At 66.5% G+C, this 16,067-nt stretch carries 16 protein-coding genes; 10 read left to right on the plus strand and 6 right to left on the minus strand.

What is annotated here, in order from left to right; all coding sequences use genetic code 11:
• Nucleotides 1-6 precede the first annotated feature (6 nt).
• The gene (locus tag O9281_RS04225) at nucleotides 7-1,539 is read left to right on the plus strand and encodes a VWA domain-containing protein (RefSeq protein WP_298183186.1); all 1,533 of its coding nucleotides are present in this window, start codon (nucleotides 7-9) and stop codon (nucleotides 1,537-1,539) included.
• Between the two features lie 11 nt (nucleotides 1,540-1,550).
• Here O9281_RS04225 and O9281_RS04230 read toward each other — a convergent pair whose 3' ends face one another.
• Entirely contained in the window at nucleotides 1,551-2,513 is a 963-nt protein-coding gene (locus O9281_RS04230; protein ID WP_298183189.1) for a 2OG-Fe(II) oxygenase, read from the minus strand.
• Between the two features lie 42 nt (nucleotides 2,514-2,555).
• Between O9281_RS04230 and O9281_RS04235 the strand changes: the two genes are divergently transcribed.
• From O9281_RS04235 to O9281_RS04260, 6 genes are all read left to right on the plus strand, one after another.
• Nucleotides 2,556-2,918, plus strand: a complete 363-nt coding sequence (locus O9281_RS04235; RefSeq protein ID WP_298183192.1) for a hypothetical protein — start codon at nucleotides 2,556-2,558, stop codon at nucleotides 2,916-2,918.
• 65 nt (nucleotides 2,919-2,983) lie between these two features.
• Nucleotides 2,984-5,545, plus strand: coding sequence for a type I DNA topoisomerase (gene topA, locus O9281_RS04240; RefSeq protein ID WP_298183194.1), 2,562 nt, complete (start codon nucleotides 2,984-2,986; stop codon nucleotides 5,543-5,545).
• 191 nt (nucleotides 5,546-5,736) lie between these two features.
• Nucleotides 5,737-5,874: a hypothetical protein gene (locus O9281_RS04245; protein WP_298183197.1), complete on the plus strand. Its 138-nt coding sequence runs from the start codon at nucleotides 5,737-5,739 to the stop codon at nucleotides 5,872-5,874.
• A gap of 8 nt (nucleotides 5,875-5,882) precedes the next feature.
• Nucleotides 5,883-6,371, plus strand: a complete 489-nt coding sequence (locus O9281_RS04250; RefSeq protein WP_363321446.1) for a response regulator — start codon at nucleotides 5,883-5,885, stop codon at nucleotides 6,369-6,371.
• 49 nt (nucleotides 6,372-6,420) lie between these two features.
• A complete protein-coding gene (locus tag O9281_RS04255; RefSeq protein WP_298183911.1) occupies nucleotides 6,421-6,600 on the plus strand; it encodes a hypothetical protein in 180 nt (59 codons plus the stop codon).
• A 13-nt stretch (nucleotides 6,601-6,613) separates the two neighbouring features.
• Complete coding sequence (locus tag O9281_RS04260; protein ID WP_298183200.1) at nucleotides 6,614-7,123, plus strand: hypothetical protein; 510 nt, start codon at nucleotides 6,614-6,616, stop codon at nucleotides 7,121-7,123.
• Nucleotides 7,124-7,153: 30 nt separating this feature from the next.
• Here the strand turns inward: O9281_RS04260 and O9281_RS04265 are convergent, their stop codons facing one another.
• The 4 genes from O9281_RS04265 to lepB all read right to left on the minus strand — a co-directional run bounded on the left by O9281_RS04265 (nucleotide 7,154) and on the right by lepB (nucleotide 10,424).
• Nucleotides 7,154-7,873: a sterol desaturase family protein gene (locus O9281_RS04265; RefSeq protein ID WP_298183205.1), complete on the minus strand. Its 720-nt coding sequence runs from the start codon at nucleotides 7,871-7,873 to the stop codon at nucleotides 7,154-7,156.
• 82 nt (nucleotides 7,874-7,955) lie between these two features.
• Complete coding sequence (era, locus tag O9281_RS04270; protein ID WP_298183208.1) at nucleotides 7,956-8,864, minus strand: GTPase Era; 909 nt, start codon at nucleotides 8,862-8,864, stop codon at nucleotides 7,956-7,958.
• 50 nt (nucleotides 8,865-8,914) lie between these two features.
• On the minus strand, nucleotides 8,915-9,583 hold the full coding sequence (gene rnc / locus O9281_RS04275) for a ribonuclease III (protein WP_298183211.1): 669 nt from the start codon (nucleotides 9,581-9,583) through the stop codon (nucleotides 8,915-8,917).
• A gap of 7 nt (nucleotides 9,584-9,590) precedes the next feature.
• Complete coding sequence (gene lepB, locus O9281_RS04280; RefSeq protein WP_298183214.1) at nucleotides 9,591-10,424, minus strand: signal peptidase I; 834 nt, start codon at nucleotides 10,422-10,424, stop codon at nucleotides 9,591-9,593.
• Nucleotides 10,425-10,588: 164 nt separating this feature from the next.
• Here lepB and pgi point away from each other — a divergent pair, with 164 nt between their 5' ends.
• From pgi to O9281_RS04295, 3 genes are all read left to right on the plus strand, one after another.
• Nucleotides 10,589-12,103: a glucose-6-phosphate isomerase gene (gene pgi / locus O9281_RS04285; protein ID WP_298183217.1), complete on the plus strand. Its 1,515-nt coding sequence runs from the start codon at nucleotides 10,589-10,591 to the stop codon at nucleotides 12,101-12,103.
• A 66-nt stretch (nucleotides 12,104-12,169) separates the two neighbouring features.
• A complete protein-coding gene (gorA, locus tag O9281_RS04290) occupies nucleotides 12,170-13,516 on the plus strand; it encodes a glutathione-disulfide reductase (protein WP_298183219.1) in 1,347 nt (448 codons plus the stop codon).
• Nucleotides 13,517-13,575: 59 nt separating this feature from the next.
• Entirely contained in the window at nucleotides 13,576-14,616 is a 1,041-nt protein-coding gene (locus O9281_RS04295; protein ID WP_298183222.1) for an NAD-dependent epimerase/dehydratase family protein, read from the plus strand.
• A 3-nt stretch (nucleotides 14,617-14,619) separates the two neighbouring features.
• On the opposite strand, the gene O9281_RS04300 is transcribed toward O9281_RS04295, so the two are convergent.
• Nucleotides 14,620-16,014, minus strand: coding sequence for a short-chain fatty acyl-CoA regulator family protein (locus tag O9281_RS04300; protein ID WP_298183225.1), 1,395 nt, complete (start codon nucleotides 16,012-16,014; stop codon nucleotides 14,620-14,622).
• Nucleotides 16,015-16,067: the final 53 nt, after the last annotated feature.

Raw genomic sequence — 16,067 nt, forward strand, 5'->3', positions numbered from 1 at the left:
AACCGCATGGAACGCCGGATGCACAAGGGTCTCTCAGCACTCGCGATCGTGGCCATGCTGGCGCAAGGGCCGGTAGCGGTCGCCGCGCCCGAAGCCGCGTCGCGAGCAGGGCCGCAGGGGCTCTGCCGGAGCCCCGACCCGCTGCCGCTGCTCGGCGTCGAGACGTTCGAGGGCCAGCAGCGTCCCCGGCCCGAGCCGATGGGCAAGGGCGGGCGCCCGGTTCGCGTGGCGGCAGCCCCGATAGCCGTCCCGGCGCCCCCGCCACCGGCACCACCCGCTCCCGCCAGCGACGCATTCTCGGTCGCCCTGCCGGTTCCGACGGACGGTGCTGCCCCGGCGGAGGCCCGGCCCGTCACCTCCGAGGCCAGCCGAACCACCGATGGTACCACGCGGATCATGCCGCCTTATCCGCCCTATCCGCCGCGTCCCCAGCCGCGCCCGCAATCGGGCCTGCTGACGGCGGGTGAGCATGACGATCTGCTCAATCCCGAACTCTACGCCGATTATGTTCGCCGCTCGAACCTGGGCCAGGCCATCCCTGACTTGCCTCGGCTCGATACCGAGCGGGTGCTGACCGTTACCGTGAAGGACAGCGCCGGCCGCCCGGTGCCCTTCGCGCCGGTGGTGGTGACCTGCGCCGATGGTGGCCAGCTGACGCTGCGCACCACGGCCGATGGCACGGCGGTGTTCTTCCCCGATCTTGACCGATTGGGGCGCGAAGTGCGGGTCCGCGCCGGGCGCGAGGAAGAACGGCGCGTGTCCATTGCGCGCAGCCGGGGCGGCCAGCGGGTCGATTTCACCCTGGGTCAGGCCGCCCGCACCGCCGAGAAGCTCGACCTGGTGCTGACCATCGACACGACCGGTTCGATGGGCGACGAGATCCGCTATCTACAGGCCGAACTCGGCGCGATTGTTGGCGCGATCCGCGCGCGCCATCCGGGGCTGGACCTGCGGGTCGGCTTCGTTTTCTACCGCGACGTGGGTGATGACTATGTCACCGCGACGGTGCCGCTCAGCCGCGATATCGATGCCGCGCAGGCCGAACTGCGGCAGCGCTTTGCGGGGGGCGGGGGTGACTATCCCGAAGCGATGGACCAGGCGCTGGTCCGCGTCGCCCGGCTCGACTGGCGGCCCGATGCGGTCAAGACCATGCTGCTGGTGGCCGATGCCCCGCCGCATGACGACAAGTTCGGCCTGACCTGGCGCGCGGCTGAGCACCTGCGCCATGCGCGGGTGCATATCGTTCCGGTTGCGGCATCGGGCGTGGCGGACAAGGCCGAGTACGCGATGCGGGCCATGGCTGCGGCCACCCAGTCGCGCTACACCTTCCTGACCGACGATAGCGGGATCGGCAATCCGCACGCCCCGCCGGCGATCGATTGCTACCTTGTCACCCGGCTCGATGCCTTGCTGCGGCGGGTGATCGACAGCCAGCTTTCCGGTCGCCGGATCGAACCGAACAAGGACGAGATCATCCGCAGCGTTGGCCAGTACGATCAGGGCCGCTGCATGGTCCCGCCCGACTTTGGCCAGCAATAGGGACGGGTCGATCAGGGTTGCCAGCGGGCGGCCCTGATCCAGCGATTGAACAGCAGCTTGGTGCCTTGCCAGACCGGCAGCCCGGCGTGTTCGGTCAGCGGGTCGATCTGGCCGTCGGCCAGCGCGTTCCAGAACACCACGGCATCGCCCTTGCGTCCGCGCAGCTTGATGTCGGTGCGGATGAAGGCGGTCTCGCCGCCCGCGTAATCCTCGTTCAGCCAGACCAGCGCGGTCACGATCCGCTGGTTGGCGGTGCCGCGCAGGTAGTCATAGTGCGGGCGGTATTCCTGCCCCGGCGCATAGCGCAGTACCTGCGCGGCTTCGCCCTGGCCGGGGTCGGTACCGGTGGCGCGTCCGATCCGGCGCAACAGGGCGTGGATCGCCGGATCCTCGGTCAGCCAGTTCAGCGTGGCACCGTCCGAAGTGCGGATCGGATCGCGCACCAGTTGCCGTGCGGCATTGTATACCATCGACGGTTGATACCGTCCTTGCGCAACCTGTAGCGCGTGATCGCACTCGGCTTCGCTGAAGAACTGGCGATAGATGCGGATCCGCGGTGTCTCACTGACCGGCTCGGGTTGCGCCAGGACGGTGGGATAGCCGACATCGTCCAGCGCCATGGCCTCGACCAGATCCAGTACTGCGGTGCGCGCCGGGTCGGCCGCCGCCTGGGCGCGTAGCCTGGCGATCGCGCCGGTCCAGTCGCGCGGCCCGGCGATGCCGCTGGCGAGCAAGTTGGTGGCATAGATTGCCGCCTGCGCATCGCCCAGCGCGGCGGCGCGCTCGAACAGGTGCCGGGCCGCGACCGGATCGGGGCTTCCACCAAGGCCGTTCCACACGATCTCGCCCTGCAACCGCACCGCAGGCGCCAGACCGTCCTCGGCCAGCCGGGCAACGGCGGCGATCCCCTCGGCAGTGCGGCCTGCGGCGAAGAGGTCCAGCGCCGGTTGCAGGAGGGGGTGGTTTGCCGACATGGGCGGGGCTATGACATTACCAAGCCTGTGGGGGAAGGGACCATGCCAGACTTGCTGTTTCCGCGCCGGATGTTTCGCTGGGCCGCGATCTATGGCGTGATCGTGCTGCTGCCGCTTTATCTCACCCCGCTGCCGCCTGTGGGTGGGGAAACGCTGCTGGGCTTCATCGGCCTGGCCCTGGTGTTCCAGGCGGTGTTCTGGATCATCGGCAGCGATCCGCTGAAGTACCGTGCGCTGATGCTGCCCGCCGTTGCGGAGAAGCTGGTGTTCGGCGTTCCGGCACTGGCGCTCTTCGCACAGGGCTATCCGGTGCCGCCGCCGGTTGCCTTCTTCGCCGGGATCGACGTGGCGCTGGGGCTGGGCTTCTGGCTGGCGTGGCGGCGTACGCCCCTTTCGCCCTCTTGACGTTGCCCCCGGTCGCTCCCCACCCTCGCGCACACGTATACGCGTAAGGATTGCACCCCACCGTCATGCAGCTTGTCATTGTAGAATCCCCGGCCAAGGCCAAGACCATCGAGAAGTACCTGGGCAAGGACTTCACCGTCCTGGCGTCCTATGGCCACATCCGCGACCTGCCGCCCAAGGATGGCTCGGTCCGTCCGGACGAAGACTTCGCGATGGACTGGGAGCTCTATGGCGACAAGACCAGCCGGGTGAAGGCGATCACCGATGCCGCCAAGCAGGCTGATCGCCTGATCCTGGCCACTGACCCCGACCGCGAGGGTGAGGCGATCTCGTGGCACGTCCAGGAACTGCTGGCCAAGCGCAAGGCGCTGCCCAAGGACGTGCAGCGCGTCACCTTCAACGCGATCACCAAGGATGCGGTGACCACAGCGATGACCCAGCCGCGCGCGCTGGACCAGGACCTGATCGACGCCTACCTCGCCCGCCGCGCGCTGGACTACCTGTTCGGCTTCACGCTCTCACCGGTGCTGTGGCGCAAGCTGCCCGGCGCGAAGAGCGCGGGCCGCGTTCAGTCGGTCGCATTGCGGCTGATCTGCGAGCGTGAGCACGAGATCGAACTGTTCCGCGCGCAGGAGTACTGGCAGGTTACCGCCACGCTCGATCAGAACGGCAGCGCCTTTGCCGCGCGGCTGGTGAAGTGGAGGGGGAAGAAGCTCGACAAGCTGACCCTGTCCGACAAGGGCACCGCGCGCGATGCCAAACACGATGTCGAGGGTGGCAAGTTCCGCGTCGCCGAGGTCGAGGTGAAGCCCCAGCGCCGCCGCCCGCAGCCGCCATTCACCACCTCCACCCTGCAACAGGAAGCCGCGCGCAAGCTGGGCTTTTCCGCCAGCCATACCATGCGGGTCGCCCAGACGCTCTATGAGGCAGGCGCAATCACTTATATGCGCACCGATGGGGTGCAGATGGATGGCAGCGCCATTTCCGCCGCCCGCCGCGAAGTGGCGGAGCGTTACAACGGTCACTACCTGCCCGAACAGCCGCGCCACTATGTGACCAAGGCCAAGAACGCGCAGGAAGCGCACGAGGCGATCCGCCCGACCGAGTTCGGCCGCGACCGCTTTGGTAGCGGCGACGAAGTGCGGCTTTACGAGCTGATCTGGAAGCGCGCGATCGCCAGCCAGATGGCCGATGCCCAGCTGGAACGCACCGCCGTGTCGCTGGTCGATGAAAGCGGGATGCACGAACTTCGCGCCAATGGCCAGGTGGTGAAGTTTCCTGGTTACCTCGCCGTCTACGAGGAAGGCCGCGACCAGCCCAAGGAAGGCGAGGACGACGAGGACGGCCTGCTGCCCGCCATGCAGAAGGGCGACCGGCCCGAGTGCCGCAAGGTCGAGGCCAGCCAGCACTTCACCCAGCCGCCGCCGCGCTATTCCGAAGCCAGCCTGGTCAAGCGGCTGGAAGAGCTCGGCATCGGCCGGCCTTCCACCTATGCCGCGACGATCCAGGTGCTGAAGGACCGCAATTATGTGCGGACCGAGAAAAACCGTTTCTTTGCAGAGGAATCGGGGCGACTCCTAACAGCGTTTCTGGAACGGTTCTTCCCCCGCTATGTCGCCTATGATTTCACGGCGGGCATGGAGGAGGAGCTGGATGACGTGTCCGGCGGGCGGGCCGAATGGAAGGCCGTGCTGGCCGAGTTCTGGAAGGACTTCAAACCCAAGTCCGACGAGGTAATGGGCCAGAAGCCCTCGGAAGTGACCGAGGCGCTGGACGAATACCTGTCAGACTACCTGTTCCCCGCGACCGAGGATGGCAGCGATCCCCGCGAATGCCCGCTGTGCAAGACCGAGCACCGGCCCGGCGGCCGCCTGTCGCTGCGCGGCGGCCGGTTCGGGGCCTTCGTGGCCTGTGCCAATTACCCGGAGTGCAAGTTCACCCGCAAGTTCGCCCAGCCCGGCGGCAACGGGGGCGAGGCTGACGGTGAGATCGGCAAGCATCCCGAAACCGGCGAGCCGATCAGCCGCAAGGCCGGGCGGTTCGGTCCCTATATCGAGATGGGCAGCGGCAAGGAGGCCAAGCGCAGCTCGATCCCCAAGGACATCGGCGAGCTGGACCTCGACTGGGCGGTCAAGCTGCTAAGCCTGCCGCGCACGATCGGCAATCACCCCGAAACCGGCGAGCTGATTACCGCCAGCCTTGGCCGCTATGGCCCTTACCTGGCGCATAGCGGCAAGTACGCCAAGCTGCGCTCCACGGCCGAGATCTTCGAGACCGGCATGAACAGCGCGGTGGCCAAGCTGGCCGAGGCGGCGAACGGCGGTGGGCGGGGCGCGCGCGCCGCGGCCGAACCGCTCAAGACCTTCGGCCCGCACCCGGAAAGCGGCGGCGAGATGAAGCTGATGGCCGGTCGCTATGGTCCCTATGTGACCGATGGCACCACCAATGCCACCCTGCCGCGCGACCAGAAGCCCGAAGACCTGACCGCCGAGCAGGCCACCATCCTGCTGACCGAGAAGGCGGCCAAGGGCCCAGCCAAGAAAGGCGGGCGGAAGAAGCCGGCAGCCAAGAAGGCAACCGCGAAAAAGCCTCCGGCCAAGAAGAAGGCCGCGACCAAGCAAGGCTGACCAGACGGCATTGGGAATTCGGAAAGGATTATCGGGCTAGCATCCTGGTCATAGGGAGCTGCGCCTTGATCGAGATCGAAGTCCAGAACGAAGGCTACCAGAGCCAGGAACGGATCCGCTTTGCTTCCGTGCCGCGGATCGGCGAGGGCATCCGCCTGCAGGAACCCAACGGGTTCTAGGCGTCCTTCGATGTGCTCGACGTGTGGTACCAGAAGGCCGAATATGGCGATGTCTGGGTGCCCTACCTCCATGTCCGCCGCACGGCGGGCGAGGCGGGCGGCCAGCTGACTGGCCACTTTGGCGGGGAGGTTGTGCCATTCGCGACCTGATCAAACGGATGAACACGCCGGTCGCGCCCACCGAGATGGGCCGCGCGGCGATCCCGCCTGCGCCTGCTCCGGTCCCTGTGCCCGATCCGGTCGCCATTGCCCCAGTGCCGCGCCCTGCCGCGCCCCCCGCCCGGCGCCATTGCCTGATCGTCGACGATTCGCGGGTGGTGCGAAAGGTCTCGCGCAGCATCGTCGACAAGCTCGGCTATGTCGTGATCGAGGCGGAGAACGGCCAGGAAGCGCTGTCGCGCTGCCAGCAGGCCATGCCCGACCTGGTGCTGGTCGATTGGGACATGCCGGTGATGACCGGTATCGAATTCGTCACCGCGCTGCGTGCCTTGCCCGGTAACCAGCGCACCAAGGTGGTGTTCTGCACCAGCAAGTCCGGTGCGCACGACATCCACAAGGGAATTGGCGCCGGGGCCGACGAATACGTCACCAAGCCGTTCGACGAAGCAACGCTGCGGGCCAAGCTGGACGCGATCGGGGCGGCCTGAACGCTGGCAATTGTCTGGCGCACTGCGCGCCGCCTGCTATGCCATGGCGATGGCCGAACAATTCACCAAGCACCGCCAGCCGTGGAAAGCCGACGAGCTCGCCAAGCTGCGCACCCTTGCCGCCAAGGGCAAGGGCCTCAAGGAAATCGCCAAGGCCTTGAACCGCAGCGAGGAATCGACGAAGGAACGGGCCAAGCTTGACGGGATCGGGATCGCCAAGCTGCGTTAGGGGTGGATCAGGGATGAAGTTCGGACGGCTTGTGCTGCTGCTTGCCGGTGCCGCGCTGGTCGGGGGTGCAGGCAACCCGCTCGCTCCCAAGGGGGCCAAGTTCGGGCCTGACAATGCAGAAGTGGTGTTTGAGCTTGGCGTAACCGACACGGTCAGCCTGGGCAGCGCTACCAATCAGCAATACCGGGTATCAGAAATCGAGGATTGGGACTCCGGGCGGTTCATCAAGCTGTTTACCTGGGCCTCGAAGAAGCCGAAGACGGTTTTGTTGCCCGCCGGCAAGCCGGTTTATGTCTATGCGCAGATGGATCGAATGTTCGGCGCTCCGGGCATCACCACTTCCGGCAATAACGGCTGCATGAACGGCTCGTACTTCACGCCCCAGCCAAACACCCGTTACCGCGTCAAGCAGACCGGCAGCCCCTATGGTCCCTGCTTCCTGTCGATCACTGATGCGGTCACGGGGGCGGAGCCGCAGGATCTGCGGAAGGTGATGTTTCCGCCAGAAGCGAGTCATCGTTAGCCGTCGTCGATCCCGGGCGCGCTGGCCGCGCTAGCTGATCTTCCTGAAGGCCAGCATCTCGCCGATCTGCCGGGTCGAACCTTCGTGGAAGCCGGCTTCTTCCTGCCATTCCTTCGCGTTTCTGAAGGTGCCGAACAGGATGTCGAAGATCGGCAGGTCGCCATAATTGTAGCCATGGACCCCGCGCTGATGGTGGATCGAATGGCTTTCCGGACGCTGCACGATGTAGCCCAGCCATTGCGGGGTGCGGATGTTGAGGTGCTGGAACATTGCCGGGAAGGTGCCCAGCACGTTGATGATCAGGCCGGCCTCGGCCGAAACGCCGAACAGCCAGACCAGCGCGAGCGAGCCGAGCAGGGCCCAGGCCGCTGAATCAAGCGGATGGAACCAGAACGCGCCCCAGATATCGACCCGTTCGGCGCTGTGATGCAGCTGATGGGTGTGACGCCACAGCCAGTCGGAAGCGTGCATGGTCCGGTGCCACCAATAGACCCCCAATTCATAGAAGAAGAGGCCGCCGATCACTTGCAGCCACAGCGGCAGCTGGTCGGCCGGGATGATCCGGTACTGGCCCAGCAGGCTGTCCCACAGCAGCGGGGCATAAGTGAGGATCGCGAAATAGCTGAGCATCGAAATCGTGCCCAGCAGGCGCCAATGCGGCACCTCGGCCAACCTGTGCCCCCGCCCGAAATGATCGATCAGGACCAGGACGCCAAACATGCCGAAGGCAATGTAGTGATAGGTGGTCATAGGTGCTCCCCCCAGGCGGCGACCTGTCGGGGAAGGTAACCTGTCTTCCGTCAGCTGACAAATCCGGCGATCGGTGCGGTGCCTAGCGCACCCATTCCAGCCCCAGTTCCTCGTAGATTTCCTTGTCGTCGCCCCACTTCTCGTCGACCTTGACGTGGAGGAACAGGTGGACCTTCGCGCCGAGCAGCTCGGTCAGCTCCTTGCGCGCGGCCTCGCCGATGGCTTTCAGCTTGCTGCCGCCCTTGCCCAGGACAATGCCTTTCTGGCTGTCGCGCGCGATCACGATCTGCTGGTGGATCTCGATAGAGCCGTCCTTGCGGGTGGTGTAGCTTTCGGGCCGCACGGTGCTGTCATAGGGCAGTTCGTCATGCAGCTGGCGATAGAGCTGTTCGCGGGTGATTTCGGCGGCGAGCAGGCGTTCGCTGGCGTCGGAGACCTGGTCCTCGGGATAGTGCCAGGGGCCTTCGGGCATGAGTTCGGCCAGCCGCGCCTTCAGTTCGGGCACGCCATCGCCGGTCAGCGCGGAAACGAAGAACACTTCCGAAAACTGTCCTTCTCCGGCCAGCTTCTGCGCGGTGATCAGCAGCGGCTCCTTGGCCGTTTCATCGACCTTGTTGAGGATGAGGATCTTGCGCTCCGGCCGTCCGGCCAGGCTTTCCAGGATCGGATCGAGGTAATCGAGCTTCTTCTTGCGGCCATCGACCACCAGGCAAATGGCATCGGCTTCCACCGCGCCTTCCCAGGCGGCGTTGACCATGGCCCGGTCCAGCCGCCGCCTTGGTGCGAACAGGCCCGGGGTATCGGCCAGGATGATCTGCGCCGAGCCTTCCAGTGCGATGCCCAGCAGGCGCGCCCGCGTGGTCTGCGCCTTGGCGGAAACGATCGCCACCTTCTGCCCGACCAGGGCATTGACCAGGGTGGACTTGCCCGCATTGGGGGCGCCAAGCACGGCCACCAGGCCGCAGCGTTCGGGGTTCGGATTGTCAGTCATTGACTGGCCCTTAGCGGAACGGGGCCGGAATGTCGAAGGGGCGGGTGCCGCTACCCGAAGCGGTGCATGAATTCCTCGGCCGCCTTGGTTTCCGCTTCCTGCTTACTGCCGGCGGTGGCTTCGGCCTCACCCACGCCGTGGATCGAGACGGCCACGGTGAAGCGGGCGGCGTGATCGGGGCCGGAGCGTTCGACCAGGCGGTATTCGGGCATACGGCGGCGGTTGCCGGCGGCCCATTCCTGCAAGGCGGACTTGGGATGCTTGGCCTGACCGGTCTTGCCGGCCATTGCATCGGCCCACAGGCGGCGGACCATCATACGGGTATCCTCGAACCCGTGCGTCACGAAGCTGGCACCGATCAGCGCTTCCATCACGTCACCCAGGATATTGTCGCTGTCCGCGCCGCCATCGTCGCGGGCCTGTTTGCCAAGCCGGATGTGGCCGCCAAGGCCAAGGCTGCGCGCCACCCGGGCGCAGGTGGCGCGCGAGACGAGCGCATTGAGCCGCTGCGAGAGTCGCCCCTCGTCGCCCGTTTCGGCCGCGTGGAGCCATTCCGCCACGACCAGGCCCAGCACCCGGTCACCCAGGAATTCCAGCCGCTGGTAATCCCGCGCCGCCCCGGTCGATCCGTGCGTCAGCGCCTCGACCCACAGGGGCTCGTCCACCGGCGGGCGGCCGGCCAGCTCGGTCAGGAAGGCGCGGGTTTCTGGGCTGAGCATGGCCGGGTCAGAACCCGCTGCCGATCCGGTCCCAGCGGGCGGCGCTGAACCAGGTCCAGGGCTTGAGCCATTCGGCGCTGCCATCGGTGGACCACATCATCACCTGGGCCTTGCCCACCAGGTTGTCCATCGGCACCAGCCCGATGCCGCGACCGGGTTCGGCCGGGAAGCGGCTGTCTTCGGAATTGTCGCGGTTGTCGCCCATCAGGAACAGGTGGCCTTCGGGGACCATCACCGGATCGGTATTGTCCTTCTCGCGCGGGCCAAGGTCGAGCACCTCGTAGCTCCGCCCGCCCGGCAGCGTCTCGCGGAAGCGGGGATAGCGGCAGACGTCAATGCCGTCGGCGCGCCGCGCGGCATATTGCGGCGAATAGCAGCGGGTATTGGGGCTGATCGCGATCTCGAAATCGGTCAGGCGCTGCTTGGGTACCGGCTGACCGTTGAGGATCAGCTGTCCTTCGACCATCTGCACCGTATCGCCGGGCAGAGCGATCACCCGCTTGATATAGTCCAGGTCCTTCAGCGGCGGCTGCTTGAAGATCACCACGTCGCCGCGTTCCGGCGGGCTCGCGAGCACCCGCTCCTCGGGCAGCAGCGGCAGGGCAAAGGGCAGCGAATAGCGCGAGAAGCCATAGGGCCACTTGGCCGCCAGCAGGTAATCACCATTCACCAGCCGCGGCAGCATCGATTCACTTGGAATGTTGAACGGCGCGAAGATGAAACTGCGAAAGATCGCGACCAGCACGACCAGCTTGAGCAGGAAGACAAGAAAGCTCTCTTCCTCTTTCGCCGGCTTGTCGGAGCCTGTGGCGGGAGACGGGGCGGGAGTGGTTTCGCTCATGGCCAAGTCCATCGGAGGGCAGGCGGCGCGCGTCAAGGGGCAAGGCGGCGCGGCTAGCCTGCCAGAGCCGGGCAAACTGCCGCGCGAATACGTTTTTAGCCCCTTGGCCCGCGCGGTGCGGGCGGGCATTAGGTCGGTCGAATCCTGTGGGGAGCCCCTTTGCCATGTCCGATCCCGTCGCCGCCGCCTGGCAGCAGCTTGCCAGCCTGCCCCGGCCGCGCCTGAGCGAGCTGTTCGCCGATCCCGAGCGGCTTGCCCGCCTGTCGAGCAGGCTTGACCTGCCCGGCGGGGCGATCCGGTTTGATTGGTCCAAGACCCACCTCGACGCGGCGCATATTGCCGGGTTCGAGGCGTTGGCCGAAGCGGTGGGCTTCAAGAAGGCGCGCGGGGCGATGTTTGCGGGCGAGCCGATCAACGTCACCGAAGGCCGCGCGGTGGAGCATACCGCCCAGCGTGGCATCGGGCGCGACAGTACCGTCGAAGAGGCGAACGCGCTCCACGCCCGGATGGCCGGCCTCGTCGCCGCGATCCACGGCGGTGCACTGGGCGAAGTGCGGCACCTTATCCACATCGGCATCGGCGGATCTGCGCTGGGTCCGGCGCTGGCACTGGACGCGCTGACCCGCGACGGGGCGGTGGTCGATGTCCAGGTGGTCGCCAATATCGATGGCTGCGCGCTGGAAGCGGCCTTTGCCAAGTGCGATCCGGCCACCACGCTGGTCGCGGTCGCCAGCAAGACCTTCACCACCACCGAGACCATGACCAACGCAATGTCGGCGCTGGCCTGGCTGAAGGAGAATGGCGTCGAAGATCCCTATGGCCGGGTCGTCGCGCTGACCGCCAATCCCGAAAAGGCGGTGGAATGGGGCGTCGATGAAACCCGCGTCCTGCCCTTCACCGAAAGCGTCGGCGGGCGCTATTCGCTGTGGTCCTCGATCGGGTTCCCGGTTGCCCTCGCGCTGGGCATGGACGAATTTGCCGAACTGCTCGACGGCGCGGCGGCGATGGACCGGCATTTCCTGCAGGCCGAGGGCGCGGCCAACTTGCCGCTGCGCGCCGCCTTTGCCGACCTGACCTATGCCCGCCTGCGCGGGTGCCAGACCCGCGCGGTCTTTGCCTATGACGAGCGGCTGCGGCTGTTCCCCTCCTACCTCCAGCAGCTGGAGATGGAGAGTAACGGCAAGGCCGTGAAGGCCGATGGCCACCCGGTCGACGGGGCCACCGCGCCGATCACCTGGGGCGGGGTGGGGACCGACGCCCAGCACGCCGTGTTCCAGTTGCTTCATCAGGGGACCCACGTGGTCCCGGTCGACTTCATCGCCTGCATTGCTGCGGGCGACGAGCTTTCGGCCGAACACCACCGCAACCTCCTCGCCAACTGCTTTGCGCAAGGGGCGGCGCTGATGGCGGGCAAGGCGGCGGAAGATCCGGCGCGCGCCTATCCGGGTGATCGCCCTTCGGCCACGATCCTGTGCGAGGAACTGAACGCGGCAACGCTCGGCGCGCTGATCGCCTTCCACGAGCACCGCACCTTCGCGAATGCCGTGCTGATGGAGATCAACGCCTTTGACCAGTTCGGGGTCGAGCTGGGCAAGGAAATCGCCAAGTCGATCGGCACGGCGGGGGCGCAGTTCGATGCCAGCACCAGCGCGCTGCTGGCCGAGGCGGGGCTGGCATAGGCCCGCTATCGGCGGTCACAGCAAAACCGTTTGGCAAACACCCTACAGGCACCCCATATCCCGCCCATGACAGACTTCGACTATGACCTGTTCGTGATCGGCGCCGGTTCGGGCGGGGTCCGCGCCAGCCGGATCGCCGCCTCGCATGGCGCCAGGGTGGCCGTGGCGGAAGAGTTCCGCGTTGGAGGCACCTGCGTGATCCGGGGCTGCGTGCCCAAGAAGCTGCTGGTCTACGCCAGCCACTTTGCCCACTCGCTGCACGATGCGCCGACCTATGGCTGGACGCTGCAGGGCCAGAGCTTCGACTGGAACCGCTTGCGCGATTTCGTCGCCAGCGATGTCGACCGGCTGGAGCGCGCCTACACCTCGACGCTCGACAGCAACAAGGTCGAGCATTTCCACGAACGCGCCACGGTAGCCGGGCCGAACACCGTGCGGTTGGCCAGCGGGCGCGAGATTACCGCGCGGCATATCCTGATCGCGGTCGGCGCCTGGCCGGTCATGCCCGAGTTCGAAGGGGTGGAGCACTGCATCACCTCGAACGAGGTGTTCCACTTGCCCGAACTGCCCCGGCGGGTGGCGATCCAGGGCGCGGGCTATATCGCGCTGGAATTCGCCGGCGTGTTCAACGCGCTGGGCAGCCAGGTGACCGTGGTCAACCGCAGCGACAAGATCCTGCGCGGCTATGACCATGACCTGACCGACCGGCTGCTGCCGATCCTGCAAGCGCGCGGGATCGAGTTCGGCTTCAACCGCCCGATCCGCAAGGTGGAGAAGACGGCCGACGGTTCGCTGCTGGTCCATGCGGGCGAGGGCGAGCCGATTGCCGCCGATGTCGTGCTGGTCGCCACCGGACGCCGCCCCAAGACCGATGGCCTTGGCCTGGAGAACGCCGGGATTGCGCTTGGGGCCAATGGCGAGATCCCGGTCAACGAATACAACGCCACGACCTGCCCCAGCATCCATGCCGTGGGTGACGTGACCGACCGGGTTCAGCTGACCCCGGTGGCAATCCGCGAAGGCCATGCCTTTGCCGATACCGTGTTCGGCAAGGCACCCCGCACAGTGGCCTATGATCACATCCCCAGCGCGGTCTTTACCCAGCCGCCGATCGCCGCCGTCGGACTGACCGAACACGAGGCGAGGGCGCAGTATCCGGAAGTGAAGGTGTTCAAGTCGGACTTCCGGCCGATGCAGAACATGTTTTCGGCCACGGCGGAGCGCGGCTACTACAAGCTGGTGGTCGACGGGGCGAGCGACCGGGTGCTGGGCATCCACATGCTCGGGCCGGACGCGCCCGAAATCCTTCAGGCCGCCGCCATTGCGGTAAAGGCCGGGCTGACCAAGGCGCAGTTCGACGAAACGGTCGCGCTGCACCCCAGCATGGCCGAGGAACTGGTACTGATGCGCTAAGTTGCAATTCGAAACCAAAGGGGTAAGCTGCCTGCCAGAGCGGTAAGGGGAACTTTCCAATGGCAGGCTCAAAGTCAGGCCCAAAGTCAGGTACAGTCTTCGTTTCAGGCGGCAGCGGTTACATCGCCGGGTTCATTATTCGCCAATTGGTCGCCGAGGGCTGGACCGTACACACCACGATCCGCAACCTGGCGCGCGAAGCCGAAGTGCGCGCCGCGCTGGGGGTGGACAACAGCAAGGTCAAATTCTTTGCCGCCGACCTGATGAGCGATGCCGGCTGGGCCGAGGCCATGGCGGGTTGCAGCCACGTTGCTCACGTCGCCTCGCCTCTGCCTAGCAATGCCCCGAAGAGCGATGACGAGCTGATCATTCCGGCGCGCGACGGTGCCTTGCGCGCGCTGAAGGCCGCCAAGGCGGCCGGGATCAAGCGTTTCGTGATGACCAGTTCGATGGCCGCGATCGCCTATGGCCACCCGCGGAGCAAGACCCGCTTTACCGAGGCCGACTGGACCAACGTCGATAGCCCCGATGCCTATGCCTATGTGAAGTCCAAGACCATCGCCGAACGCGCCGCGCGCGATTGGGTGGCGGCCGAGGGCGGCGATATGGAATTCGTTACCGTCAACCCGTCGCTGGTGCTGGGGCCACTGCAATCGGGCGATTTTTCGACCTCGCTCGAAGCGATCAAGAAGCTGCTTGAAGGCTCGATGCCGGGGCTGCCCAATTTCGGCTTCGGCGTGGTCGATGTCCGCGATGTGGCCGACATGCACGTGCGCTGCCTGACTGCACCCAACATGGCGAACGAGCGCTTCATCTGTTCCGGTCCGTTCCTGATGATGCCGGAAATCGCTGAAATCCTGCACGCCGGGCTGGGGCCGCAGGCGCGCAAGGTGCCGAAGCTGCGCCTGCCGAACTGGGCCGTGCGGCTGGCCGCGCTGTTCGATCCGATTGTTCGCCAAGTGATTGGCGAACTGGGCGGGCGGCGCGAAAGCCCGGCCGATCATGCCCGCGAAGTGCTGGGCTGGGTCCCGCGCCCGGTCGAGGAAAGCATCCTCGATACCGCGCGCGACATGATCCGGCTGGGGATCGTGAAGGTTTGAGGCCTAACCGACGCGGTAAGGCACCACGCCGCGCTGGTCGGGATCGACGCTGATCGCGCGGTCGCTGGGCGGGAAGGCGCGCTGGTCGCAATCGGCGCGCGGGCAGATGCGGCAGGATATGCCGATCCGGGTGGCGGCGCGTTCCGCCGTCAGGTCGAGGCCATCGGCATATATGAACTCGGCGGCATGTTCCGCCTCGCAGCCCAGCGCCACGGCATAGCGGCGCGGCGCGCGTTCGTATGAACCAGAGGCCTTCACCAGGCCCTTGGCCATCGAGACATAGCGCACGCCATCGGGCGTTTCGGCCAACTGGACCAGGATCCGGTCGGGGATCGCCACGGCCTCGTGCACGATCCACAGCGGGCAGGCCCCGCCGAACCGGGCGAATTGCAGCCGGGTGGCGGAATGGCGCTTGGTGATGTTGCCGGCCATGTCGACCCGGCAGAAGAAGAACGGCACCCCGCGTGCATCCTCGCGCTGCAGGGTGGAGAGGCGGTGGCAGGCCTGTTCGAAGCTGACGCCGAACTGCTGGGCCAGCCGGTCGATATCGTGGCGCACGGTGCGCGCGGCGGCGCGGAACCGGCGATAGGGCATCAGCAGGGCCCCGGCGGCATAATTGCACAGGCCCACGAACAGCAGCTGGCGGCTGGCCGTGCTGCGCAGCTCCGCGCTTTCGACCACGGCGGCGATCTCGTCCTTCAGGGCCAGCGCGGCGAGCTGGTGGGCCAGCTGGAAGCGGCGCGTTTCGGCGGGCTGGCCGGGATCGATGGTCAGGTGACCCATCTCGGCATCATAGGCGCGCAGGCCCGCCTGCCCCGAATAGACCAGCGAAACCGACAGGGCATTGCGCAGATAGACCTCGATCGCCGCCGTATCGGGCGAGGGCGTGCCCAGCCTGGTCGCCAGCGCCTCGGCCGCGCGGTCCAGACTGTCCACGTAATTGTTGGCGAGGTGGAACCAGTCGCGCACTTCTTCCCACGGCAGGCGGGCAACGCCAGTGGCTTCAGAGGCGAGCGCCTCGTCCACCATCTGCAAGCGCTGGCCGGACCGGCGATAGGCTTCGTGGAGCGCAATGAACCGTTCCGCCAGAACCGGCTGCTGCTCAGCAAAGCGGGCCAGTTGCGCCGCATCCATCGGCTCGGCAAACAGCGGGTCGGCATTGGCTTCGCGCAGGGCGGCGAGGCGCGCTTCGGCATCGCCCGCGCCAATTTCCCGCCAGTCGAGCGGAAAGGCCCGGCTCAGCCGCTCGACCAGGGCCGGGGTCAGCGGGCGGTCGTCGTTTTCCAGTTGCGAGAGGTAGGAGGTGCTGATTGCCAGCCGCGCGGCCAGCTCCGCCTGTTTCAGGTGGTGCTCGGCGCGGATGGCCCGCAGGCGCGATCCGGCAAAGAGGCGGCGCATCGACACCCCTACACGATACTTTGCAAAGTATGACTTCGCAACTTTGCAAATTC

It is taken from the genome of Novosphingobium sp. (assembly GCF_027531025.1).
Taxonomy (GTDB): Bacteria; Pseudomonadota; Alphaproteobacteria; order Sphingomonadales; family Sphingomonadaceae; genus Novosphingobium.